Annotated in this window: 23 protein-coding genes; 3 read left to right on the forward strand and 20 right to left on the reverse strand. The window is 65.3% G+C overall.

Features of this window, described 5'->3' with window-relative positions; all coding sequences use genetic code 11:
- The 8 genes from pabC to IB232_RS04235 all read right to left on the reverse strand — a co-directional run bounded on the left by pabC (position 1) and on the right by IB232_RS04235 (position 6,200).
- Complete coding sequence (pabC, locus tag IB232_RS04200; protein WP_192397310.1) at positions 1-816, reverse strand: aminodeoxychorismate lyase; 816 nt, start codon at positions 814-816, stop codon at positions 1-3.
- Complete coding sequence (gene fabF / locus IB232_RS04205; RefSeq protein ID WP_192397311.1) at positions 816-2,060, reverse strand: beta-ketoacyl-ACP synthase II; 1,245 nt, start codon at positions 2,058-2,060, stop codon at positions 816-818. Before fabF ends, pabC begins: the two co-directional genes overlap by 1 nt.
- A 109-nt stretch (positions 2,061-2,169) precedes the next feature.
- Entirely contained in the window at positions 2,170-2,403 is a 234-nt protein-coding gene (gene acpP, locus IB232_RS04210; protein ID WP_068826648.1) for an acyl carrier protein, read from the reverse strand.
- A 180-nt stretch (positions 2,404-2,583) separates the two neighbouring features.
- On the reverse strand, positions 2,584-3,327 hold the full coding sequence (gene fabG / locus IB232_RS04215; RefSeq protein ID WP_192397312.1) for a 3-oxoacyl-ACP reductase FabG: 744 nt from the start codon (positions 3,325-3,327) through the stop codon (positions 2,584-2,586).
- 16 nt (positions 3,328-3,343) lie between these two features.
- Positions 3,344-4,282, reverse strand: a complete 939-nt coding sequence (fabD, locus tag IB232_RS04220; RefSeq protein ID WP_192397313.1) for an ACP S-malonyltransferase — start codon at positions 4,280-4,282, stop codon at positions 3,344-3,346.
- Positions 4,283-4,465: 183 nt separating this feature from the next.
- Positions 4,466-5,473 carry a phosphate acyltransferase PlsX gene (plsX, locus tag IB232_RS04225; protein WP_263863921.1) on the reverse strand — a complete coding sequence of 336 codons (1,008 nt, stop codon included), beginning with the start codon at positions 5,471-5,473 and terminating at the stop codon, positions 4,466-4,468.
- Positions 5,474-5,476: 3 nt separating this feature from the next.
- Positions 5,477-5,659: a 50S ribosomal protein L32 gene (rpmF, locus tag IB232_RS04230; RefSeq protein WP_013791824.1), complete on the reverse strand. Its 183-nt coding sequence runs from the start codon at positions 5,657-5,659 to the stop codon at positions 5,477-5,479.
- Between the two features lie 13 nt (positions 5,660-5,672).
- Positions 5,673-6,200: a YceD family protein gene (locus IB232_RS04235; RefSeq protein WP_192397314.1), complete on the reverse strand. Its 528-nt coding sequence runs from the start codon at positions 6,198-6,200 to the stop codon at positions 5,673-5,675.
- 119 nt (positions 6,201-6,319) lie between these two features.
- On the opposite strand from IB232_RS04235, the gene IB232_RS04240 reads away from it, so the two are divergent.
- Positions 6,320-6,898, forward strand: a complete 579-nt coding sequence (locus IB232_RS04240; RefSeq protein ID WP_192397315.1) for a Maf family protein — start codon at positions 6,320-6,322, stop codon at positions 6,896-6,898.
- A gap of 57 nt (positions 6,899-6,955) precedes the next feature.
- On the opposite strand, the gene sppA is transcribed toward IB232_RS04240, so the two are convergent.
- The 3 genes from sppA to rluC are packed head-to-tail and all read right to left on the reverse strand — an operon-like array spanning position 6,956 to position 9,582.
- Positions 6,956-7,936 (reverse strand): signal peptide peptidase SppA, encoded by a 981-nt coding sequence (sppA, locus tag IB232_RS04245; RefSeq protein WP_192397316.1) that lies wholly within the window; start codon positions 7,934-7,936, stop codon positions 6,956-6,958.
- Positions 7,926-8,636, reverse strand: coding sequence for an HAD-IA family hydrolase (locus tag IB232_RS04250; protein ID WP_318652231.1), 711 nt, complete (start codon positions 8,634-8,636; stop codon positions 7,926-7,928). Before IB232_RS04250 ends, sppA begins: the two co-directional genes overlap by 11 nt.
- Entirely contained in the window at positions 8,629-9,582 is a 954-nt protein-coding gene (gene rluC / locus IB232_RS04255; RefSeq protein WP_192397318.1) for a 23S rRNA pseudouridine(955/2504/2580) synthase RluC, read from the reverse strand. The genes IB232_RS04250 and rluC overlap by 8 nt, the downstream gene beginning before the upstream one ends.
- A gap of 593 nt (positions 9,583-10,175) precedes the next feature.
- On the opposite strand from rluC, the gene rne reads away from it, so the two are divergent.
- Positions 10,176-13,199 (forward strand): ribonuclease E, encoded by a 3,024-nt coding sequence (gene rne / locus IB232_RS04260; RefSeq protein ID WP_192397319.1) that lies wholly within the window; start codon positions 10,176-10,178, stop codon positions 13,197-13,199.
- 86 nt (positions 13,200-13,285) lie between these two features.
- Here the strand turns inward: rne and murB are convergent, their stop codons facing one another.
- The 8 genes from murB to IB232_RS04300 form a co-directional block, all read right to left on the reverse strand.
- A complete protein-coding gene (gene murB, locus IB232_RS04265; protein ID WP_192397320.1) occupies positions 13,286-14,305 on the reverse strand; it encodes a UDP-N-acetylmuramate dehydrogenase in 1,020 nt (339 codons plus the stop codon).
- Complete coding sequence (locus IB232_RS04270; RefSeq protein ID WP_192397321.1) at positions 14,302-14,766, reverse strand: low molecular weight protein-tyrosine-phosphatase; 465 nt, start codon at positions 14,764-14,766, stop codon at positions 14,302-14,304. The genes murB and IB232_RS04270 overlap by 4 nt, the downstream gene beginning before the upstream one ends.
- Entirely contained in the window at positions 14,766-15,527 is a 762-nt protein-coding gene (gene kdsB, locus IB232_RS04275; RefSeq protein WP_192397322.1) for a 3-deoxy-manno-octulosonate cytidylyltransferase, read from the reverse strand. The genes IB232_RS04270 and kdsB overlap by 1 nt, the downstream gene beginning before the upstream one ends.
- Positions 15,528-15,713, reverse strand: a complete 186-nt coding sequence (locus IB232_RS04280; protein ID WP_192397323.1) for a Trm112 family protein — start codon at positions 15,711-15,713, stop codon at positions 15,528-15,530.
- A 36-nt stretch (positions 15,714-15,749) separates the two neighbouring features.
- Positions 15,750-16,754, reverse strand: a complete 1,005-nt coding sequence (gene lpxK / locus IB232_RS04285; protein ID WP_192397324.1) for a tetraacyldisaccharide 4'-kinase — start codon at positions 16,752-16,754, stop codon at positions 15,750-15,752.
- Positions 16,751-17,182, reverse strand: coding sequence for an ExbD/TolR family protein (locus IB232_RS04290; RefSeq protein ID WP_137971805.1), 432 nt, complete (start codon positions 17,180-17,182; stop codon positions 16,751-16,753). Before IB232_RS04290 ends, lpxK begins: the two co-directional genes overlap by 4 nt.
- Positions 17,179-17,850 (reverse strand): MotA/TolQ/ExbB proton channel family protein, encoded by a 672-nt coding sequence (locus IB232_RS04295; RefSeq protein ID WP_192397325.1) that lies wholly within the window; start codon positions 17,848-17,850, stop codon positions 17,179-17,181. The genes IB232_RS04290 and IB232_RS04295 overlap by 4 nt, the downstream gene beginning before the upstream one ends.
- A gap of 73 nt (positions 17,851-17,923) precedes the next feature.
- The gene (locus IB232_RS04300) at positions 17,924-20,149 is read right to left on the reverse strand and encodes a DNA internalization-related competence protein ComEC/Rec2 (protein ID WP_192397326.1); all 2,226 of its coding nucleotides are present in this window, start codon (positions 20,147-20,149) and stop codon (positions 17,924-17,926) included.
- Positions 20,150-20,244: 95 nt separating this feature from the next.
- On the opposite strand from IB232_RS04300, the gene IB232_RS04305 reads away from it, so the two are divergent.
- On the forward strand, positions 20,245-20,772 hold the full coding sequence (locus IB232_RS04305) for a DUF2062 domain-containing protein (protein WP_192397327.1): 528 nt from the start codon (positions 20,245-20,247) through the stop codon (positions 20,770-20,772).
- Between the two features lie 36 nt (positions 20,773-20,808).
- Here the strand turns inward: IB232_RS04305 and IB232_RS04310 are convergent, their stop codons facing one another.
- The gene (locus IB232_RS04310; protein WP_192397328.1) at positions 20,809-22,053 is read right to left on the reverse strand and encodes a lipoprotein-releasing ABC transporter permease subunit; all 1,245 of its coding nucleotides are present in this window, start codon (positions 22,051-22,053) and stop codon (positions 20,809-20,811) included.

The raw sequence follows: 22,053 nt of genomic DNA on the forward strand, positions 1-22,053 counted from the left end.
TCAGGAATCCAGAAGACTGCGGATAAGGGCCTGCAGTTTACGGGTGAGCGGGCCGGCCGGCCAGACACTGGCCGCCAGTTCGCGTACCGGCCAGATGCCGTAGAGGCTGTTGCAAACGAATACCTCGTCGGCCGCCAGCAGCTCGTCGAAGGCGATATCGCGCACCTCGCAAGGGATGCCCTGACACGCGGCCTGCTCCAGCACTTCGGCGCGCATCACACCCGCCACCCCGCAGCGCGACAGTTCGGCAGTCAGCAGCACGCCATCCTTGATCAGGAACAGGTTACTGAACACGCCCTCGATCACCCGTCCCGACACATCACGCATCAGGCCTTCGGCGAAGACGGCATCCTGCCACTCGCCACGGGCCAGCACCTGTTCCAGGCGATTGAGGTGCTTGAGCCCGGCCAGCAAGGGCTGCTCGGCCAGGCGCGTGATGCAGGGAAACAGGCGTACGCCTTGCTCGGCATTGCTCGCCGGATAGCTGGGCAGCGGGTTTCCGAGCAGAATGCGGCGCGGGCTGGAAGGCTGTGGCGGGGCGTAGCCACGCAAGCCGTCGCCACGGGTGACCATCAGCTTGGCGATACCCTCGCCCAGCGCGGCAAAGAAGGCCGACAACTCGGCTTCCAACGAGGGCAGGTCGAGATCGATGGACAGGCGCTGCGCGCCCTCACCCAGGCGCGCCAGATGGCGCGACAGCAGCCTGGCGCGGCTGCCACGCACGGCGATGGTCTCGAACAGGCCGTCGCCATAGGCCAGGCCACGGTCGCTCAGCGGCAGATCCGTGGCCGCGCGGCCATCGACCCAGCTCAGCATCAGCCGTTGAAGCGACGGAACACCAGCGAACCGTTGGTGCCGCCGAAGCCGAAGGAGTTGGACAACACTGCGTCGATCGCCAGCGGCTTGGCCTGGTGGGCGACGAAGTCGAGGTCGCAGCCTTCGTCCGGCTCATCCAGGTTGATGGTCGGCGGCGCCACTTGGTCGCGCAGGGCCAGCACGCTGAAGATCGCCTCCACCGCGCCGGCGGCGCCCAGCAGGTGGCCGATCATTGACTTGGTGGAGCTGACCGACAGCTTGTGCGCATGCTCACCGAACACCGATTTCACCGCACTCGCCTCGGCCTTGTCGCCGGCCGAGGTGGAGGTGCCGTGGGCATTGATGTACTGCACCTGATCCAGGTTCAGACCGGCATCGCGCAGGGCGTTGCTCATGCAGCGCGCAGCACCGGCACCGTCTTCAGGCGGCGAGGTCATGTGGTAGGCGTCGCCGCTCATGCCGAAGCCGACCAGCTCGGCGTAGATGGTCGCGCCACGCGCCTTCGCGTGTTCCAGCTCTTCCAGCACCAGGGCACCGGCGCCGTCGGACAGCACGAAGCCATCTCGGCCCTTGTCCCACGGACGGCTGGCCTTGCTCGGATCATCGTTGCGGGTGGACAGCGCGCGTGCCGCGCCGAAGCCGCCCATACCCAGGCCGCAAGTGGCCATCTCGGCGCCGCCGGCGACCATCACATCGGCCTCGCCATAAGCGATGTTGCGCGCGGCCATGCCGATGCAATGGGTGCCGGTGGTGCAGGCGGTGGCGATGGCGTAGTTCGGCCCCTGCAGACCCAGATGGATCGACAGGAAACCGGAAATCATGTTGATGATCGAGCCGGGCACGAAGAACGGCGACATGCGCCGCGGCCCCTGCTCGAACAGGGATTTGCAGTTGTTCTCGATGTTGGTCAGGCCGCCGATACCGGAACCCATGGCCACGCCGATGCGCTCACGGTTGGCGTCGGTAACTTCCAGACCGGAGTCGCGCATTGCCTGGAAGCTGGCCGCCAGACCGTACTGGATGAACAGGTCGAGCTTGCGCGCTTCCTTGGCTGACAGATATTCCTCGACATTGAAGCCCTTCACTGAGCCGCCAAAACGGGTAGAGAAGGCCGTCAGATCCATATGCTCGATCAGGCTGATCCCACTGCGACCGGCCAGGATGCCCTGCCAGCTGCTGGCAACATCAGTGCCCAGCGGCGACAACATGCCCATACCGGTAACCACGACGCGTCTACGCGACACTGCACAATCCTCTTTTCTCGTTGAAACTTGCTGGCCCGATAAAGAAAAACCGCACGCCTTGTAGGGCAGTGCGGCTTTTCCTGGGCCGAAAACCGGCGATTACGGGCGCTTAGGCGTGCGCGGTAACGTAATCGATGGCTTCCTGAACGGTGGTGATCTTCTCAGCCTGCTCGTCCGGGATTTCGGTCTCGAATTCCTCTTCCAGAGCCATCACCAGCTCAACGGTGTCAAGGGAGTCGGCACCCAGGTCTTCTACGAAGGAAGCGCTGTTGGTCACTTCATCTTCTTTAACGCCCAGTTGCTCGGCGACGATTTTCTTGACGCGTTCTTCGATGGTGCTCATGTCTAGTTTTCACTCCTAGTGGAAAAATTCCGTGCAGCTGGGCTGCAGTGTATAGAAAGGGTTTTCTAAGTTTCAAGCCGGAACCCCGGCCCCTTCCGAACTGCCGTCTTCCGCCGGTTGCACTTTTGTAACGGACTTTAGACGGCTTTTATGACAGTTTCCCGAAGGTCCGAGTCACATTCAGCTCATGTACATGCCGCCATTCACCGGAACGGTAGCACCGGTGACGTAGGCTGCGCCGTCGGAGGCGAGGAAACCGACCACCTTGGCGATCTCCTCGGCCTGGCCCAGACGGCCCAGCGGAATCTGGGTCAGCAGCGCCTCGCGCTGGGCCTCCGGCAGTTCGCGGGTCATGTCGGTATCGATGAAACCGGGCGCCACCGAGTTGACGGTGATCGAGCGCGAACCTACTTCACGGGCGAGGGCTCGGCTGAAACCTTCCAGACCGGCCTTGGCAGCCGCGTAATTGACCTGCCCGGCGTTACCCATGGCGCCTACCACCGAACCAATGCTGATGATGCGCCCCCAGCGCGCCTTGGTCATCCCGCGCAGCACGGCCTTGGACAGGCGGAACAGGCTGTTGAGGTTGGTGTTGATGACGTCGAACCACTCCTCGTCCTTCATCCGCAGCATCAGGTTGTCGCGGGTGATGCCGGCGTTGTTGACCAGAATGGCAACGGCGCCGAAATCCTTCTGGATCTGCTCCAGCACGGCATTCACCGACTCATCGCTGGAAACGTCCAGCAGCATGCCGGCGCCCAGCAGGCCCTGTTCCTTGAGCGCCTCACCGATACGGGCAGCACCCGCCTCGCTGGTGGCGGTGCCGATCACGGTAGCGCCCTGGCGCCCCAGCTCGAACGCGATGGCCTGGCCGATACCGCGGCTGGCGCCGGTAACCAACGCAACCTTGCCTTGCAGACTCATGATGCTCTCCTTGTACTCAGACCAGCGCCGCACGCACGGCGGCGAAGGCGTCCGGGGTTTCCAGATTGTGGGTATTGATACCTTTGACGCAACGCTTGTTGAGACCCGCCAGCACTTTGCCGGGGCCACATTCGACCAGCTCGGAGACGCCTTGCGCTGCCAGGTAGGTCACGCTTTCCACCCAGCGCACCGGGCTGTACAGCTGGGCCAGCAGGTCGCGCTTGAGCACGTCGAGATCGGCCGGCACGGCGGCGCTGACATTCTGCACCAGCGGAATCTGCGGCGCCTGCCAGGCCAGGCCGTTGACCGCATCGGCGAACTTCTCGGCAGCCGGACGCATCAACTCACAGTGCGACGGCACGCTGACCGGCAGCGGCATGGCGCGCTTGGCGCCACGAGCCTTGCAGGCCTCGATGGCACGCTCGACGGCAGCCGCGGCACCGGCGATCACCACCTGGCCCGGGGCGTTGAAGTTGACGGCGCTGACCACTTCGCCCTGCGCCGCTTCGGCGCAGGCGGCCAGGACATCGGCATCTTCCAGACCGAGGATAGCGGCCATGCCGCCCTGTCCGGCCGGCACGGCCTGCTGCATCAACTGACCACGCAATTCGACCAGCTTGACCGCATCACGGAAGCCGATGGCGCCTGCCGCGACCAACGCGGAATATTCACCCAGGCTGTGGCCGGCGACGAAGGCCGGACGCGCACCGCCCTCGGCCTGCCACAGGCGCCACAGGGCGATGGAGGCAGTGAGAATGGCCGGCTGAGTCTTGTCGGTTTCGTTCAGACGCTCTTCCGGGCCTTGCTGGGTCAGCGCCCAGAGGTCGTAGCCGAGCGCCTCGGAGGCTTCGCCAAAGGTGTCGCGCACCAGTGTCTGTTGGGCACCGAGTTCGGCGAGCATGCCGAGCGATTGCGAGCCCTGGCCAGGGAAGACAAATGCGAGGGAGGCAGACATCGAAACTTTCCCTTATCTAGTCGGAGGAGACGACACGGCAATGCCGAGTCGAGAAGATTGGATGGAGCGGCCGCGGCGGCGGTCACAGGCCGGCTCCGCAGCGTTCAGCCTTGGAGAGCGGCGAACACCAGGAGTTCAGGAGACGGGGCTGCGCAGCGGCAAGACACATCGACCTGCCGCCTGTCAGAGCAGCAGGTCCTCGAGACGACCGTGCAGGCGCTGCGGCAGGCTCTCGCGCACCTCGATCACGGCCCGACGAATGGCGCTCTGGAAGCCCTCCACAGTCGCCGAGCCATGGCTCTTCACCACGATGCCCTGCAGGCCGAGAAAACTCGCGCCGTTGTGCCGTGCCGGCGCCAGCTCGCCACGCAGGCGCTTGAGCAAGGGCATGGCCACGGCGCCGGCCAGCTTGGAAACGAAACCTTCGTTGAACAGCGCCTCGATGCGATCAGAGATCATCGACACCAGGCCCTCGCTGGACTTGAGCAAGATGTTGCCGACGAAGCCGTCGCACACCACCACGTCGGCCTCACCGCGATACAGGCCATCACCCTCGACGAAGCCGATGTAATTCAGCCCGTCCGCCTGCTGCAGCAGACTGGCGGCCAGCTTGACCTGTTGATTGCCCTTGATGTTCTCGGTGCCCACATTGAGCAGCGCCACTCGCGGGCGCTGCATGCCCTGCGCTTCGGCGACCACCGCCCCCATCACGGCGAACTGATAGAGCTGCTCGGCGCTGCAGTCGACATTGGCACCCAGGTCGAGCAGATGGCAGACACCCTTGGCCGTCGGCACGGCCGTGACCATCGCCGGCCGATCGATACCCGGCAGCGGTTTGAGCACATAAAGAGAAAGCGCCATCAGCGCGCCGGTATTGCCGGCACTGACGCAGGCCTTGGCCCGACCACTGCGCACCAGCTCCAGCATCACACGCATGGAAGCATCGGGCTTGCCGCGCAGGGCATGGGTGGGACGTTCATCCATGCCGATCACTTCACTGGCATGCTCGACCTGCAGGCGTGCGCGATCTACACCCGGATGACGAGCGATCAATTCTTCGAGGACGGAGGCTTGGCCGACAAGGACCAGGTGTAGCGAGGGGAATTCAGCCAGACTGGCGACGCAGGCTGGAACAATGCGATGGGGACCGAAGTCCCCACCCATTGCATCGATAGCGATCGGAGCGGACAAGGATTACTCGTCGGCGCCCTTGTCGATCACTTTACGGCCACGGTAGACACCTTCCGGCGATACGTGGTGACGCAGGTGAACTTCACCGGTGCTCTTCTCGACGGACAGGGCGTTGGCCTCGAGGGCATCGTGGGAACGACGCATGTCGCGGGCAGAGCGGGATTTTTTGTTCTGCTGAACAGCCATAACTCAATAACTCCTAAACGTTTGGGTCACGCTTTAACTGCGCCAAAACACTGAACGGGTTGGACCGCGATACCTCGTCCTCGCTCGACTCGGGCTCGTTGGCACCGGCCGGCTGCTGGCAATCCTCAGGGGCATGGGCTGGAACGATGGGCAGAGCGAGCAACAGCTCATCTTCGACCAGCGTCAGCAGATCCAATGGATCTTCACCCACTTCCAGCACGTCATAGCCCTTGGGCAGCGACTGGGTATCCGCACCTTCCTTCACCACCGCGTAATGACACTCGCTGCGGATCGGCAGAGCGACCAGTTCCAGACAACGCTGGCAAACCATCTTGACCTCAACCTCGAGCTCACTGTGAATACTCACAGCTCGACGCTCGCCACGTTCGAAGACCAGCTTCGCGCGCACCTTACCGGAATTATCTTCCAGCGAGTCGCACAGTCGCTCGAAACTGGCCAGCGGCACCTCCCCTTCCAGGGTGGCAGCGCGATCGGCGAGTTTGCGCGGATCAACGTGAGGTGGAATCGGCCCATTCGACATAGGCGCGGTATTCTATGGATGCACCCCACCCCTGTCAAAGGATTTTCCGCCCTGTCCGTCGGCCACCACGACCGCTAGAATCGCGCCCGACTGTCGCAATCCCGTTCAGGAGATCGATCATGCTGCCGCTGGTACTTGCCTCTAGCTCGTCCTATCGCCGCGAGCTGCTGACCCGCCTGCGTCAGCCCTTCACCTGGGCCTCGCCGGCCACAGACGAAACGGCACACCCCGGAGAAAACGCGGAAGCACTGGTACGCCGACTGTCCGAAGCCAAGGCAAGGGCCCTGAGCGAACTGCATCCCGCACATTTGATCATCGGCTCGGACCAGGTTGCCGTGCTCGACCGACAGATCCTCGGCAAACCCCATGACTTCAGCCGCGCCCGCAGCCAGTTGCTGGCAGCCAGCGGCCGCAGCGTGACCTTTCTCACCGGCCTGGCCCTGCTCGACAGCTCCACCGGCGAATGCCAGGTGGACGCCGTACCCTTCACCGTGCACTTCCGCCATTTGAGCGAGGAACAGATCACCCGCTACCTGGAGGCCGAGCAGCCCTACGACTGTGCCGGCAGCTTCAAGGCCGAAGGCCTGGGCGTCAGCCTGTTCCGCGCCACCGAGGGCGAAGACGGCACCAGCCTCATCGGCCTACCCTTGATTCGCCTGGTACAGATGCTGGACAGGCAAGGCGTCGCCATTCCCTGACTCCTATATAAAGGAAGAGGCCCGACCAAGGTCGGACCTGCTCACCTTCAGCAGAACTCAGCGCAGAGTCGGCCCCTGGAAGCCCATCCACAGCGCCAGGCGCTCGGCCACGCTGGTGCCGAGCTTCTTGGTGAAGCGATCGAAGGGATTCTCTTCGCGAGTGAAGTCGACGATATCCTTGGCGCCGATCACTTCGCGCGCCACATAGCTGCTACTGCCCAACGCATCGACCAGCCCCAACTCCAGCGCCTGCTCACCAGACCAGATCAGACCGGAGAACAGCTCCGGATGCTGATCGACCTTGAGCCGCTCGCCGCGCCCCTTCTTCACGCTGCCGATGAACTGCTTATGGGTAGTTTCCAGCACGCTCTGCCAGAAGCGGGTTTCTTCCGCTTTCGGCGGCTGGAACGGGTCAAGGAAGGCCTTGTGCTCGCCCGAGGTGTAGACGCGGCGATCGACGCCGACCTTTTCCATTACCCCGACGAAGCCGAAGGTGGCCGCGGTGACACCGATGGAACCCACCAGGCTGGCCTTGTCGGCGTAGATCTGATCGGCAGCACTGGCGATGTAATAGGCGCCGGAGGCACCCAGATCGCTGATCACCGCGTAGACCTTAGTGTCCGGGTGCTCGCCACGCAGGCGCTTGATCTCGTCGTAGATATAGCCGGACTGCACAGGACTGCCGCCCGGACTATTGATGCGCAGGACGATGCCCTTGGTCTTCTTGTCCTCGAAGGCCGCGCGTAGGCTGCTAACGATATTGTCGGCACTGGCCTCCTCGTCGGCCATGATCATGCCGCGCACCTCGATCAGCGCCGTGTGGTGCTCGGCCGAGGATGCTGTCTTGTCCAGCTTCAGGCCCGGCGCGAACAGCGCCAGCGCACCGAACAGGTAAACGAATGCCAGCAGCTTGAAGAAGATGCCCCAGCGCCTAGCACGACGCTGCTCCACCACTCCGGCCTGCAGAGTCTTTTCCAGCAGCTTCCAAGCCTTCTCGTCACCACCAGCGGTGGTCGACGCTTTCCACTCATCCGACATACTCGCCTACCTCGACAGTCCTAACGGGTGCGCGCCCTTCCAGCCAGGCACGCAATTCGGGAAACTCATTGATCGCCAGCCGCGGCCCATGGCCGAGCAGGCTCTCCAGCGGCTGCGCCCCAAAGCCTACGGCAACCGAATCGACACCGGCATTGCGCGCCATCTGCAGGTCGAAGACCGAGTCACCCACCATCAACGCTCTTTCAGGCGCTACGGCGCAATGGGCCAGGATCTCATGGAGCATGCGCGGATGCGGCTTGCTTGCCGTTTCGTCGGCGCAGCGCGTGACATCGAAATACTCCAGCCAGCCACGGCCCTCCAGGATACGGTGCAAGCCCCGGCGGCTCTTGCCGGTAGCCACGGCCAGCTGATAGCCCTGCTCGCGGAACGCCTGCAGCGACTCCTCAACCCCGGGAAACAGTGCCGAGGGCTCGTTTTCCAGGGCCATGTAATGCTCGCCATAGCCAACACGGAAGCGCTCGACCAGCGCCGCCTCGCCCAGCTCGGGGTAAAGCGTCTGGATCGCCTCTGGCAGACCCAGACCGATGATGCCCTTGACCGCCTCATCACTGAGTTGCGGCAGTCCACAGGAATCGGCGGCGCGATGCATGGATTCGACGATACGCCCGATGGAATCGACCAGCGTGCCATCCCAGTCGAAGATCAGCAGCTGATAGCTGGACGACCGGGAGTCAGACACCGAGGCGCTCCAGGGTCGCACCCCACATATCATCGACCGCCGCCTCCAACTCCAGGCGCTGGCCGTCCGGCAGTTCGATCTTCAGCTGATAGGCATGCAGAAACAGCCGCTTGCCGCCCAGCTCACGCACTTCGCGCGTGAACTCGTCTTCGCCGTACTTGGAGTCGCCGGCAATGCAATGCCCGGCATGCTTGGCATGCACGCGAATCTGATGGGTACGCCCGGTGATCGGACTAGCTTCGACCAGAGTGGCGAACTCGCCGAAACGACGCAGCACGCGAAATTCGGTGAGCGCCTCCTTACCTTCGGGGTTAACCTCGACCATACGCTCGCCCGAGCGCAAATTGTTCTTCAGCAGAGGCGCACTGACCTTTTTCTTCGAGGTCGGCCAGCTACCGCGCACCAGAGCCATATAGCGCTTGTCCACGCCATCGCCGCGCAGGGCCTCGTGCAGGTGGCGCAGCATGCTGCGCTTCTTGGCAATCATCAGCAGGCCGGAAGTGTCACGATCCAGGCGATGGACCAGCTCGATATCCTTGGCGTCCGGGCGCAGCTGGCGGAACGCCTCGATCACCCCATAGTTCAGGCCGCTGCCGCCATGCACGGCGATGCCGGCCGGCTTGTTCAGCACGATCAGCGCCTTGTCCTCGTAGACGATGGCCGCCTCCAGGCGCTCCAACAGGCTCTGCGCTAACGGCGCCGGCTCGTCACGCTCGGCCAGACGCAGCGGCGGCACCCGCACGATGTCGCCGGCCTGCAGCTTGTATTCGGGCTTGATCCTACCCTTGTTCACCCGCACCTCACCCTTGCGCAGGATGCGATAGATGAGGGTTTTCGGCACGCCCTTGAGGCGGGCAAGCAAAAAATTATCGATACGCTGGCCGGCATGCTCCGGCGCAACCTCAAGCAGCTGGACGCCGGAGGTTGGAGAATTGTCAGTAGTCATGCTGGGAATCATAACAATTTTTTATGGAATTGAAGCACTTAATCATTGCTGCTATAGTCGCGAACGCCGCCAAAAGCGGCCCGGTCAGCGGATGATCGACAACCTACCATCCCCTGCCGAGCGCAACCCTTTCAGGACGTGAGGCCGTCCGACGGGAATCTCGCCGCACAGAGCGCGATTTTTTCCGGAAACAAAGCCTTGAGCCACAAGAGCCTTGAGCGCATTGAAGTCGCGACCAGGCTCGACAGACGCGCAGGCCCAGCCTGCGGTAATGCAAACCCGCTACGGATTCAGCGAGCGGCACCCGATTTCAGCGATACGTGTAGGGTGGAGATGCACAACCGTCGGACAGCGTAGCTACAGGCATTACCCAGACGCTTCACATTCGTCCGCACCGACCGGCTGATTCCTCCCCTGACTGAGTGCTTCTGTCACCACAGCAACAGGAGCGTTGTCGCGGCCCGGCCCCGTTGGCCTGACCGCTGGACACCGGAGTGATTTACGACCACACCGGCGACGCACCCTGACACCGACCGTGAGAGTCGTGTGTGCCAAACGCCGTTTCCGGCAGCCCCGGAAACCATTGGTACAACATGAAAAGAATGCTGATCAACGCAACTCAGCCCGAAGAGTTGCGTGTCGCTCTGGTAGATGGCCAGAAGCTCTACGACCTGGATATCGAATCCGGCGCCCGTGAGCAGAAGAAAGCCAACATCTACAAGGGCCGCATCACCCGCGTCGAGCCCAGCCTCGAGGCGGCCTTCGTCGATTTCGGCGCCGAGCGCCATGGCTTCCTGCCCCTCAAGGAAATCTCCCGCGAGTACTTCAGCAAGTCGCCCGAAGGCGGCCGCGTCAACATCAAGGAAGTACTGAAAGAAGGCCAGGAAGTCATCGTCCAGGTCGAGAAGGAAGAGCGTGGCAACAAGGGCGCCGCCCTGACCACCTTCATCAGCCTCGCCGGCCGCTATCTGGTCCTGATGCCCAACAACCCGCGCGCCGGTGGCATCTCCCGCCGCATCGAAGGCGAAGAGCGCAATGAACTGCGTGAAGCGCTGAACGGCCTCAACGCCCCGGGTGACATGGGCCTGATCGTACGCACCGCCGGCCTCGGCCGTTCCAGCGACGAACTGCAGCTCGACCTGGACTACCTGATCCAGCTGTGGACCGCGATCAAGGAAGCCTCCCAGGGCCGCGCCGCGCCATTCCTGATCTACCAGGAATCCAACGTCATCATCCGCGCCATCCGCGACTACCTGCGCCAGGACATCGGCGAAGTGTTGGTGGACAGCATCGAAGCCCAGGAAGAAGCCCTCGCCTTCATCCAGCAGGTCATGCCGCAGTACGCCAGCAAGATCAAGCTGTACGAAGACAGCGTGCCGCTGTTCAACCGCTTCCAGATCGAGAGCCAGATCGAGACCGCCTTCCAGCGCGAAGTGAAGCTGCCGTCCGGCGGTTCCATCGTCATCGACCCGACCGAAGCCCTGGTGTCCATCGACATCAACTCGGCGCGTGCGACCAAAGGCGGCGACATCGAAGAAACCGCCCTGCAGACCAACCTGGAAGCGGCCGAGGAAATCGCCCGCCAGTTGCGTCTGCGCGACATCGGCGGCCTGATCGTCATCGACTTCATCGACATGACCCCGGCCAAGAACCAGCGCGCCGTCGAAGACCGCGTGCGCGAGTGCCTCGAAGCCGACCGCGCCCGCGTCCAGGTCGGCCGCATCTCGCGCTTCGGCCTGCTGGAAATGTCCCGCCAGCGCCTGCGTCCGTCCTTGGGCGAGACCAGCGGCATCGTCTGCCCGCGCTGCAACGGCCAAGGCATCATCCGCGACGTCGAGTCCCTGTCGCTGGCCATCCTGCGCCTGATCGAGGAAGAGGCCCTGAAGGACCGCACCGCCGAGGTTCGCGCCCAGGTGCCGATCCCGGTTGCCGCCTTCCTGCTCAACGAGAAGCGCAACAGCATCACCAAGATCGAGCTGCGCACCCGTGCGCGCATCGTGATCCTGCCGAACGACCATCTGGAAACCCCGCACTTCGAAGTCCAGCGCCTGCGCGACGACAGCCCGGAAGTGATGAGCGGCCAATCCAGCTACGAGATGGCTGCCGCAGAAGTCGAAGACGCCCAACCGGTCAGCGCCACCCGCACCCTGGTCCGTCAGGAAGCCGCGCTGAAGACCACCCCACCGCGCCCGGCCGCGCCGACTCCGGCCGCCCCGCTGGCACCGGTCGCCCCAACTCCGCAGCCGAGCCTGTTCAAGGGCCTGGTCAAGGGTCTGGTCAGCCTGTTCGCCGGTAAGGAAGAAGAGCAGCAGCCGGTCGCCGAAGCCAAGCCCGCCGAGCGCAAGCCGCGTGGTGACGAGCGCCGCAACGGTCGCCAGCAGAACCGTCGCGACGGTCGTGGCAGCCGCGAGCGCGGTGAGCGTGGCGAACGTGGCGAACGTGGCGAACGCGAAGAGCGCAAGCCGCGTGAAGAGCGTCAGCCTCGCGAAGCCCGTGAGCCGCGCGAAGAGCGCCAGCCGCGTGAAGCCCGTGAAGAACGACAGCCCCGCGAGGAGCGTCAACCACGCGAGGCTCGTGAGCCGCGTGAAGGCCAGGAAAATCGCCGCGAGCGCCAGCCACGTGAAGCCCGCGAGCCGCGCGAAGAGCGCCGTCGCGAGCTGCGCGAGCCGCTGGACGCCGCAGCCGCCACCGGCGGTGAAGAGCAGCAGGAGCAACGTGCCGAGCGCAAGCCGCGCGAAGAACGCCAGCCGCGTCCGCCGCGTGAAGAGCGTCAACCGCGCGCCGAGCAGGCCGAAGTAGCCAGCGAAGAAGAAGAAGTGCTGCTGAACGGCGAGCAGGCCGAAGACGATCAGGACGGCGGTGAAGGCGGCGATCGTCCGCGTCGTCGCTCCCGCGGTCAGCGTCGCCGCAGCAACCGCCGCGAGCGCCTGCGTGATGCCGACGGCAACCCGATCGCCGATGACGCCGAGGAGAATGCGGAAGCTGCCGAGGCCGGCACCGAAGGTGCTACCACCACCGCAGCCGAAAGCGCTGCCGTGGCTGTCGCCGCTGCCGTGACCGTGGCCGCCGGGCAAGCCCTGGCCCAGCCGGAACAGGCTCCGGCAGCCGAGCAAGCGTCAGCCGAGATCGCCACCGCGATCGAAGAGCCCGCCCCTGCCCCGGCCATCGTTGCCGAGCCGGCAGTGGAAGCCGCTCCGGTGGAACAAGCTCCGATCGCGCCGGTTGTCGAGGCTCCGGCCGTTGCTGCCGAAGCTGCTCCCGCTCCCGTAGAGGCCGCTCCGGCAGCCGCTGCGCAGAGCACGGGCGGTCGCGCACCGAACGATCCGCGTGAAGTACGCCGCCGTCAGCGCGAGGCTGAGCGCCTGGCTGCCGAAGCCGCTGCCGCGCCGCAAGTGGAAGTCGCCCCAATCGAGGCCCCTGCCGTGGTCGAGGCTGCTCCGGTAGTCGAAGAGGCTGCTCCGGTAGTGGAAGCCGCTCCAGCGATGGAAGCGCCGAGCGAAGTCGCCCCGGCCGAAGCGGTAGCCGAAGTGCCGAGCGAAGAGCCGGTGGTTGTTGTCACCGACGCCGAGCCTGCCGAACCGGCGGACAAGGAAGAAGAGGTAAAACCGCAGATCTAAGATCTGCGGTCCACGAAAAAGGGGATGCTTCGGCATCCCCTTTTTCGTTTCGGCCGGCTATCAACCGCCAGCTGCCAGCACTGCGCTCAGAGCACGTTGGGTTCTATCTCCAGCGCCACACCGAAGCGCTGCAGGATATCCCGCTGAATACGCTTGGCCAGTTCCAGCAACTGGGCGCCGCTCGCAGCACCATAGTTGACCAGCACCAGCGCTTGCAGACGATGCACGCCGGCATCGCCTTCGCGAAAGCCCTTCCACCCCGCCCGCTCGATCAGCCAGCCAGCCGCCAACTTGGCCAGCCCCTCTCTCGCCGGATAACTGACCAGGTCGGCATGCTCGGCGCGAATGCGCTCGGCCAGCGCAACCGGCACCAGCGGATTCTTGAAGAAGCTGCCGGCATTGCCCAGCTGCGCAGGGTCCGGCAGCTTCTCGCTGCGGATGGCACAGATGGCGCGACTGACATCGCTGGGCGTCGGCGCCTCGATGCCTTCGGCCTGCAGGCGCTGGCGCACCGGGCCGTAGTCCAAGTGCAACCGTGCCTGGCGACTCAGGGCGAAACGCACGCGCAGGATCAGCCAGCGCCCCGGCTGCTGCTTGAACAGGCTGTCACGGTAGGCAAAGGAGCACTCCTCCAGCGCGAACTCACGCAGCTCGCCACTGTGGCGGTCCAGCGCCGTCAGCCCGGCGAACACATCCTTGATCTCCACGCCGTAGGCGCCGATGTTCTGCATCGGTGCAGCGCCGACGGTGCCGGGGATCAGGCTGAGATTCTCCAGCCCAGCCAGGCCCTGCTCCAGGCTCCATAGCACGAAGGGATGCCAGGGCTCGCCGGCCTCAGCCTCGACCAGCACTCGCACGCCATCGTCTTCAACAATGCGCAGGCCGCGACTGGCCATACGCAGCACCAGGGCATCGATATCGCCGGTCAGCAGCAGGTTGCTGCCACCACCAACCGGCAGCAGCGGCAGGCCACGCTGCTCGGCCAGGGCCAAGGCCTCGCGCACTTCGGCGTCGCTGTGCGCCTCGGCGAACAGCCGGCCCCGCACATCGACACCGAAGGTATTGAAGGGCTTGAGGGAAACCGCCTCTTGCAAGCGCAGGCTCACAGGCGCCCCCTGATCTCGGCGAGCAGCGCATCGCTGGCCTGCTCGATCAGGTCGAGGACCTGCTCGAAGCCGTCGGCGCCGCCGTAATAGGGATCGGGCACCTCGTCCAGCGCCAGCTGATAGCGGCGCAGCAGCAGGTCCAGCTCGGCGCCGCCAGCGCTAGGCCGCAAGGCCTGCAGGCGAGCCAGGTTGTCGTGATCCATGGCCAGGATCAGGTCGAAACGCTGGAAGTCCTCGCGCTGCACCTGGCGCGCACGCAGGCTCGACAGGTCGTAACCGCGGCCCAAGGCCGCCTGGCTGGAGCGGCCATCCGGGGCCTTGCCCACGTGCCAGTCGCCGGTGCCGGCGGAGTCCACCGTCACCCGCTCATGCAGGCCGGCCTGCAGCAGGCGATGGCGGAACACGCCCTCGGCCGTCGGCGAGCGGCAGATATTGCCCATGCAGACGAACAGAACGCGCATCAGGCACCCAGCAGGCGACGAACCCGCTCCAGGTCTTCCGGGGTATCGACGCCGGCGGCCGGCGCTTCCAGGGCATCGGCCACGTGGATGCGCACGCCATGCCAGAGCGCGCGCAGCTGCTCCAGGCACTCGGTGTCTTCCAGCCAGCACGGGCCCCAGGACACGAAGTCATGCAGGAAACCGGCGCGGTAGGCGTAGATGCCGATATGGCGGCGATAGGGCACGCCCTCCGGCAGCACGTCGCGGCTCTTGGCGAAGGCATCGCGGGCCCAGGCCAGCGGCGCGCGACTGAAGGTCAGGGCCAGACCGGTCTTGTCCGTCACCACCTTGACCACATTGGGATTGAACAGCGCGGTGACGTCCTCGATCGGCTCGGCCAGGGTGGCGATGCCGGCCTGAGGATTGGCGGCCAGGTTGGCGGCCACCTGGTCGATGATGCTCGGCGGAATCAGCGGCTCGTCGCCCTGCACGTTGACCACGATGGCGTCGTTGGCCAGGCCCAGCTGAGCGGCCACTTCGGCCAGGCGGTCGGTGCCGGAGTTGTGGTCGACGCGGGTCATCAGCACTTCGGCGCCGAACCCCTGGCAGGCCTCGAGAATGCGCGCATCGTCGGTAGCCACCACCACACGGGTGGCACTGCTCTTCTTGGCCTGCTCCCAGACGTGCTGGACCATGGGCTTGCCGGCGATGTCCTGCAGCGGCTTGCCGGGCAGACGGCTGGAGGCATAGCGGGCGGGGATTACAACGGTGAAGGCAGTCATCTACTTGTCCAGGCGCTCGTCTGTGGTCAGGGTGCGCGCTTCACTCTCCAGCATCACCGGGATGCCGTCGCGAATCGGATAGGCCAGGCCGGCGCCCTTGCTGATCAGCTCGGTCTTGTCTTCGGAGAGCTGCAGCGGGCCCTTGCATACCGGACAGGCCAGGATGTCGAGCAGTTTGGTATCCATCAGGGAATCCTCGGAGAGGTGGGAAAACGCGAAAACTCAGGGCCGGGCGGACGGCAGGCGATCCAGGCGCGCATCGAACCAGGCGACGAAAGCCGCCGACGGCGCCGCATCCACCGCCAAGTACCACCAGTCGGCAGCGGCGAAGGCCCGGCATTTCACCGCATCCTTCTCGGTCATCAGCAGCGGCAGCGGCGGGCTGAATTGCAGGGCCTCGGGGCTGTAGCTGGCGTGGTCGGCGAAGGGATGCGCGATCGGCCGCCAGTTTAGCGCTTCGAGGGTATTGAAGAAACGCTGCGGATTGCCGATGCCGGCTACCGCATGGACCTGCTGGCCGGGCGCGAAATGCTCAAGTCCGACCCTCTCGCCGCTGAGCAGGTTGACCAAGGCGGTCGGCCGCAGCTGCAGGGCGTAGCCCTCCTCGGCGTCCGAGCCGGCGCCATTGCGCAACACGGCATCGACTTCGGCCAGGCGCTCCGCCGGCTCGCGCAGGGGACCGGCCGGCAAGCAGCGGCGATTGCCGAGGCCACGCGCGGCATCGATCAGCACCAGTTCGATATCGCGGGCCAGGCGGTAATGCTGCAGGCCGTCGTCACTGAGGATCAGATCCAGCTCTTCCTGTTCCAGCAGGGCCTGCACGGCGCGAGCGCGCTGCGGGTCGATCACCAGCGGCACGCCACTGCGCTGCACGATCAGCAGCGGCTCGTCGCCGGCGTGACTGGCCGGATCGTCGGCCCGCACTCGCCAGGGCAACTGCGGCGGCGTGGCACCATAGCCACGGCTGACCACGCCGACGCGCAAACCACGGGCGCGGCAATGCTCGATCAGCCAGAGAATCATGGGGGTCTTGCCGGTACCGCCAACGGTGACGTTGCCGACTACCAGCACCGGCACGGGTGCGCGATAGATGTCGCCCTCGCCGGCCAGGAAGGCGCGGCGCTTGCCCTGCACCACCCGCCGGTACAACCACTCCAGCGGGCGCAGCAGGATCAGGGCCGGATGGCCGTGGTACCAGGCGGCGGTCAGCCGGTCGGCCAGGCTCAAGGCTTGGCCTCGGCCTCGACCGTGGTGATGCGCAGGTGGGAGAAGCCCATCTTGCCGGCGGCGTCCATGGCGGTGATCACCGCCTGGTGCGGGGTCTTGGCGTCGGCACTGATGGACAGCGGCAGGCTGTTGTCACCGCCGGACTCCTTGCCCAGCGCCGCCATCAGGCCGTCCAGATCGCTCTTGAGCAGCGCCTGGCCATTCAGCGAGTAGCTGCCCTCGGCACTGATCAGCACTTCCATCTGCTTCAGCGCGGTGTCTTCCGGCGGCGTGCCGCTGGCGGCTTCGGGCAAGTCGACCTTGAGCTGGGTCTCACGGGTGAAGGTGGTGGTGACCACGAAGAACAGCAGCAGGATGAACACCACGTCGATCAACGACGCCAGGTTGATCTCGACATTGTTCTCCCGCTGTTTGCGCCGGAACTTCACGCCTTCTTGCCCTCTTTGCGGGCTTCCTTCGGCGCGGGGGCGCTGCCGTTGCCCAGGTCGACGTCACGGTCGCCCTGCACCACTTCCACCAGCTTGATCGCCTCCTGCTCCATACCGACCACCAGTTCGTCGACGCGGCGCACCAGGAAGCGGTGGAAGAACAGCGCCGGAATGGCCACGAACAGGCCGGCCGCAGTGGTGATCAGGGCTTTGGCGATACCACCGGCGAGTACCGAGGCATTGGCCATGTTGGAACCGGTGAAGGCGCTGAAGATGTCGATCATGCCCAGCACGGTGCCGAGCAGGCCGAGCAGCGGCGCGACACCGGCGATGGTGCCGAGGGTATTAAGGTAGCGCTCCAGATCATGGATGACGCGACCGGCAGCCTCCTCGATGCACTCCTTCATGATCTCGCGACCATGCTTGGAGTTGGCCAGGCCGGCGGCGAGAATCTGCCCCAGCGGCGAGTTGGCGCGCAGCTCCTTGAGCTTGTCGTTGGTGAGCTTCTTTTCCTTGATCCACAGCCACACCTGGCCCAGCAGATGGGGCGGAGCGATACGGCTGGCGCGCAGGGTCCAGAGACGTTCGGCAGTGATGCCGGCGGCAACGATAGAACTCAGAATGATCGGCAGCATCATCCAGCCACCAGATTTGACCAGCTCCCACACGGCAGTGCATCCCCACTCGGAAAAGTGGCGCCACTCTAGCATAGGGTCGAGTCGGCGCAGACCACCCCGGTTCTCATTTTTCCCGCCAGAAACGCGGACGCTCGCGCCAGCTGGAAACGCCTTCGTCCGAGCCCAGCAGCAGGCGCACGGCGCCACGCTCGGCGCTGTCATAGAGAGTGATGTCGCGCTCACGATAACGCGCCAGCACACCCGGATGCGGATGACCGAAGGGGTTGTGCCAGCCTCGCGACAGCAACGCAGCCCGCGGCGCCACCGCATCGAGAAACGCCGCCGACGACGAGCTGCGGCTGCCATGGTGCGGTACCTGCAGCCACTCGGCGCGCAGATCGCGACCGACCGCCAGCAGCGCCGTCTCCGTCGCCTCATCTATATCGCCGCTCAGCAGCAGCCGCTCGCCTGCTGCCTCGACCTTGAGCAGACAGGACGCCGGGTTGCCCTCTCCCGCCCCAGCCCAGCGCCAGGTGGTGAAACGCACGCCATCCCAGCTCCAGCTCGCCCCATCGATGCAAGGCTGCGCCGCCAAGTGCGCCGGCAATACAGCCGCCTCGCCACTCAGTACGCGGTCGATCGGCAGACCACGCGCCAGCGCCTCGGCGCCTCCGGCATGATCGCTGTCGGCGTGGCTGAGCAGCATCAGATCGACTCGAGACACACCCAGCTGGCGCAGCGACGGCAGCACGACTCGCTCACCCAGGTCGAAATCGCCGAAACGCGGCCCGGCGTCGTACAGCAGTGCATGCTCGCGGGTGCGCACCAGCACGGCCAGACCCTGACCGACATCCAACTGCCAGACCTCCGCCTGCCCCGGCGGAATTCGTTCACGCGGCGGTGCAACGAACGCCAGCAGCATCGCCAAGCCCAACGCCCGCAGCGGCACGCCGGCCGGTGCGAGGCACAACAGCACGCCCAGACTGCCGATCAGCCAGCACCAGAGCGGCAGCGCGGTGGGCACCCAGGCCGGTAGCAACGACGCAATCCAGGCCAGCGACTGGAACAGGATTTCCAGCAGACCGCCGGCCAGCCACAGCAGCCCCTCACCCAACCAGGGCACCGGCAACAGCAGGGTGCCGAGCAGCGCCAACGGCACCACCAGCAGACTGACCCAGGGCACCGCGATCAGGTTGGCCAGCGGGCCGCTCAGGCTCAACGGCAGACCGAGGGCGAAGAACAGCGGCAGCATGCCCAGCGCCAGCGTCCACTGCGCGCGCCACCAGACCCGCCACCAGGGCCACGCGCCGAGCCGCCCGCCGAATACCCAGACCAGAACCGCCACCGCGCCGAACGACAACCAGAAGCCTGCCTGCAGGCTGGCCAGAGGTTCGACCAGCAGCACCAGAATGAACGCCAGCGCCAACGGCCACCACAGCCCTAGATGCCGGAAGCGCAGACGCCAGAGCAACACCAGCGCCACCATCACACAGGCGCGCCGTACCGGCACCTCGAAACCGGCCAGCAGGCCATAACCCAGCGCCCCGGCGAAGGCCAGGCCGCAGGCCCAGGGCAACCATGGCAGCAGGCGCGGCCACAGACCGAGCCGAGCCAGTCCAGCGACCAGGCCATAGAGCACGGCGGCGAGCAGCGCCACGTGCTGGCCGGAGATCACCAGCAGGTGCACGGTACCGGTGTCCTGCAGCGTGCGCCAATCGGCTCGACTTAGCCCGGAGTCATCACCGAGCACCAGCGCCGCCAACCCGCCGGCACGGCCGTGCGCCTCGACGCTGAGAAGGCGCTGACGCAGCTGGTCGCGCCAGGCCGAAGGTCCCGACGCCTCGCTCAGCCGCTCACCCTGCTTGATGGTGCCGGTAGCGCCGATGCGCTGAGCCAGCAGCCAAGCCTCGTAATCGAAGCCCTGCGGATTGACCAGGCCACGCGGGCGCTTGAGCTTGACCGCCAGGCGCCAGCGCTCGCCGGCTAGCAGCGGCGGGCGGTCATACCAGGACAGGCGCAGCCGCTGCGGCAATTGATGCTCACGAGCCGTCGCGCCTTCCAGCTGAAAGCGCACCACACCCTCACCAACCTCCGGCAGACCACTTACCCGCCCTTCCAGCCACAGGGTGCGACCATCCAGTTCGGGGAGCAGGCGATCATCCAGCGCCACCTGAGCGCTATAGCAGGCCCAGACGAAACCGAACAGAAAGAAGGAGACGGGATAGCTGCGCCAGGGCAACAGCATCAGCGCGATAGGCAGCAGCGCCAGCAACAGCCAGGTCGGCGGCAGCTCCGGCAGTAACGGCAGGCAGGCCAGGCCTGCGCCCAGCGCGAGCATCCCTGTGCGCATCGTTTCCCATCCTGGGTTATCGGTTGTCACAATGCGGCCAAGCCTGCCTGCGACCATCGGTGCATAATAGCCGCTCGTTTTTCCCGAGACTGCCCATGCCTCGTCGTCTGTTCAAACGCTACATGCCCAATCCGGAGACGATCCGGGAACACAAGTCACTGCGCTTCCTCGGCGCCTTGCTGCACGACCCCAACCTCTGGCACCTGAACCGCCATTCGGTGGCGCGTGCCATGGCTGCCGGCCTGTTCGCCGCGTTCATCCCGGCGCCTGCGCAGATGCTGATCGCCGCCTGCCTGGCGATTCCGATCCGCGCCAACCTGCCGATCTCGGTGGGCCTGGTCTGGCTGACCAACCCCTTCACCATGCCGCCGATCTTCTACTGCACCTACAAGATGGGCAGCTGGCTGCTCGGCATTCCGCCGATGGAACTGCCGGACGAGCTGACCTGGGAATGGATCAGCGGCGAGCTGGCCATCGTCTGGAAACCCTTCCTGCTCGGCTCGGTGGTCACCGGCGCACTGCTGGGCTCGCTGGGCTACGGGGTGACCATGCTGTACTGGCGTTGGTGGGTGGCGCACAGCTGGCGCAAGCGCGCTGAGCGCCGTCGCCAAGCTGCCAACTGAATGAAAAACGCCGCGATGATCGCGGCGTTTTTTTCTTCACTCGTAGCGCAGCGCTTCGGCCGGCTGGGTGCGTGAGGCACGCCAGGACGGGTACAGCGTGGCGAGGAAGCTCATGCTCAGCGCCGCGCCGCAGATCAGCAACACGTCCAGGCCGCGCAGGTCGGACGGCAGGCTGCTGATGAAGTACACGTCCGAGCTGAAGATGTGCGCGCCGCTCACCTGCTCCAGCCAGGCCACCCAGCTGCTGACATTGAGCGCGACGATCACGCCCAGCACGCCACCGATCAGGGTGCCGATGCTGCCGATCACCGTGCCCTGGACCATGAAGGTGGCCATGATCTGCCCCGGCGTGGCACCCAGGGTACGCAGGATGGCGATGTCGGCACGCTTGTCGGCGACCACCATGATCAGCGTGGCGATGATGTTGAAGGCGGCCACCGCGATGATCAGCAGCAGGAGCAGGCCGATCATGGTCTTCTCCATCTGCATGGCGCTGAACAGGCTGCCCTGGGTACGGGTCCAGTCGATCGACTTGAAGCCGGCGCCCAGCTCCTTGGCGATGGAGGAAGACACCTGCGGCGCCTGGTACAGGTCCCTGAGGGCGATGCGCACGCTTTGCACCTGCCCTTCGCTCATACGCTGGATGCTGGAGGCGTCGGCGATATTGATCAGCGCCAGGCTGCCATCCAGCTCGGCACCGACCTTGAACACGCCGACCACGGACAGGCGCAGCATGCGGGGCGTGATGCCGCCGGCGGCGTTGCTCAGCTCCGGGACGATCAGGGTCAGCTTGTCGCCGACATTGAGACGGAAGCGCCGCGCGCTGATCTCGCCGAGCACTACACCGAACTCGCCCGGCTTGAGGTCTTCCAGGCGGCCCTGGACCATATGCCGGCCAATGATCGAGACCTTTTGCTCCTCGGCCGGATCGATGCCATTGATCTGGATCGGCTGCATGGTGCCCTTGTAGGAGAACATGCCTTCCAGTTCGGCGAAGGGCGCAGCGCCGGTCACCTGCTTGTGCTTCATGGCAGCGGCGGCCACCGCCTGCCAGTCATCCAGCGGCTGCTCCGCGGACAGGGTGGCGTGCGGCACCATGCCGAGGATGCGCGAGCTCATTTCCTTCTGGAAGCCGTTCATCACCGACAACACCACGATCATCGCCAGCACGCCAAGCGCCAGGCCGATCATCGAGGTCAGCGAGATGAAGGAGATGTAATGATTGCGCCGCTTGGCCCGGGTGTAACGGGCGCCGACGAAGATCGCGAGTGGCCGGAACAT

It is taken from the genome of Pseudomonas sp. PDM15, assembly GCF_014851565.1.
Taxonomy (GTDB): Bacteria; Pseudomonadota; Gammaproteobacteria; order Pseudomonadales; family Pseudomonadaceae; genus Aquipseudomonas.